The sequence below is a fragment of the Enterobacter sp. 01-M-02-SI-ECC genome (assembly GCF_047530595.1).
GTDB classification, from domain to species: Bacteria; Pseudomonadota; Gammaproteobacteria; order Enterobacterales; family Enterobacteriaceae; genus Enterobacter; species Enterobacter cloacae_M.
This window is the reverse complement of the sequence record NZ_JBLKCZ010000080.1, coordinates 1-2278: the sequence shown is the minus strand read 5'-3', so window position 1 is coordinate 2278 and position 2278 is coordinate 1. Positions and strand designations below refer to the sequence as shown.

2 protein-coding genes are annotated in these 2278 nt (G+C 47.7%); one reads left to right on the top strand and one right to left on the bottom strand.

Features of this window, described 5'->3' with window-relative positions; all coding sequences use genetic code 11:
* Nucleotides 1–116: 116 nt before the first annotated feature.
* On the top strand, nucleotides 117–749 hold the full coding sequence (locus ACMWLG_RS25680) for a DUF6904 family protein (RefSeq protein WP_001567369.1): 633 nt from the start codon (nucleotides 117–119) through the stop codon (nucleotides 747–749).
* Nucleotides 750–777: 28 nt separating this feature from the next.
* Here the strand turns inward: ACMWLG_RS25680 and ACMWLG_RS25675 are convergent, their stop codons facing one another.
* The gene (locus tag ACMWLG_RS25675) at nucleotides 778–2181 is read right to left on the bottom strand and encodes an ISNCY-like element ISKpn21 family transposase (protein ID WP_039815096.1); all 1404 of its coding nucleotides are present in this window, start codon (nucleotides 2179–2181) and stop codon (nucleotides 778–780) included.
* Between the last annotated feature and the right edge of the window lie 97 nt (nucleotides 2182–2278).

The window sequence follows — 2278 nt, the reverse complement described above, 5'->3', positions numbered from 1 at the left end:
TGTCAAGGCTCAATTGAAATGTCCGTTATCCAGCTCAATTAAAATGACCACTTTGATCTCTCATTCTCTTTACTGATAGACTTTCCTCCGACTGAAACAACAGGATGATTGAGCCCATGCTTCGATACGAGTTAACGCCGAACAATGCAGGTTTTATACTGTGGGGAGATTCAGAAGCCCTGAATGAATTACATGAACTCATTCATTACATCGTGGATGAAAGCCCACTGATTAAAGTTAAAGACGGATTTATGTTATCCCTTGCCTATGATATTCGTAAAGCACGGGAAGGTAATCGTCGTGTTGAGCAACATCAGTATGATCAACATGATACATATAAGCTTTATGGTGTTGAGCTTTTATGGCCTCTGGTCCTGGTACAGTCCTCAATACTCAGAAACTCAATGGGTTATATTCAGACAGACAAAAACCAGCTGTCTGTCATGTATGCCTTTGAATACCTGATAGAATCAGCATTAACAGAGTCTGAGAGAACAACGTCGAATGATATTATGCTAACAGTAAAATATGCATCAGACTCTGATTTTAATTTCATTGAGGATAATATTGACAGCAGGTGCTGCTATTTTATCAGCCTATCTCCGGAGCAAAGAAAAAAGCAGTTAATCAGTATTGTTCGTTCTTTTCATTCATTATGGGGTAAGTATGCCCGTGAAAAGCAGGACATAAAGATGCTGAACGAAATGAATAATACATCATGGGTCTGGCCGGACAATATCAACTGGTGAGCAACCACTGTCCGGCCAGTGAGTACCATCAGCGGGCTCTTTTACCAAAAATGTCCTCTGAACGTGACTGAAGCTGTTTGAGTGCTTCGAGCATGTCATCATTATCCAGTGAGCGCTGGGATTTCTTCCCTTCCTGCTTTGGCCGTCGTCGGGAAGGGCCATCTCCAGCGGGAATTGACTGAGAGCGCGTGTTATCCCGCTTGCTCTGCACCAGACTGATAAACTCCAGGGTTCGGCCAAGACGCTTGTTATCGACAATCGCGCCCTGGTCGATTTCTGACAGTCGGTCGTAGGTAGAGTAGGGAAGTAGCGTACCGTTCAGGCGCAGCTCTTTTCTGCCATCAGGATAGTGATACACATCGATATATTTACCCATTGCACGGCGACTCAGTTCGCTGTCTTCAATCAGGTACAACATTTTATCATATTGTATCGTCAACGATTTTGAGACTTTACGTTTTTCACGAACAGTGAAAATAAGCCCCAGGTCCTCATCATGTTCTACAGCACGGTGTACGTCAAAATCATGTCGCGGTACTTTGCCAAAACGGCGGTTATAGTCAGCCATATAGGCCTCAGCGAAGTCATTTGCAGCCTCCATTGAACAAATGCCCTGTAACCGCAGCTCTTTGACCAGACGATCCTGTAAAGTGAGGTGAGCTCGTTCTACACGCCCTTTGGCGGGACTGGTTTCTGCACAGATAGTCTGGATGTTCAGTTCATGCATGGCTCGCCCAAACTGAGTATGCCCGTCTCCGCCTGTGGCGTGTTTATTGTTAACACGAAAAACACCGGCTTTATCGCTGTACAGTGCCAGCGGTTTACCATGCTTATCGATATAGCGCCGCGTGGCTTCGAAGTAAGAAAACGTGGACTCCGATTTAACAAACAACAGTTCCATCAGTTTGCTGGTTGCATCATCAACATAGACCAGCGCGGTGCAGGCCGGGCCACGGCCTTCAAACCAGTCGTGATCACAGCCATCTATTTGTATCAGCTCACCAGTACACGGACGCCGGTACCGTGGTTGAGGGATCCTTGCGGCACGTTGTTTACGGGGAACCCATAAGCCAGCCCGCACCATGATGCGCCGGACAGTTTCTTTGCCAAGAAACAGTCCGTGGAGTTCTTCGAGCTTTTCACGCGCCAGAGTCGGACCGAAATCAGCATAACGCGTCTTGATCAGTTCCAGAGCCTGATCTGCGAGCCCGGGTGGCAACTGGCGGTTACCACGCATGCCACATCGTCTGCTGGCCATACCAAGCGGTCCGCCTTCACGGTAACGGGCAAGAAGTCTGCGGCATTGCCTGTCGCTGATACCGAGGTGCTCGGCCGCACGGCGCGTTGTGATGCGACGTTCAATGACGTCCTGTATAATCTTGATCCGGTTGATCTCTTTCAAAGTAAACACTCCTGAGCTTTCTGCGCTCATGATATGCCTCCCGGTAGTTTAAACGGACCAGTGAAGCTTACCATAGCGCGGACATCTGAATTGAGCCACAGGCGGACATTACTATTGAGCCATTACA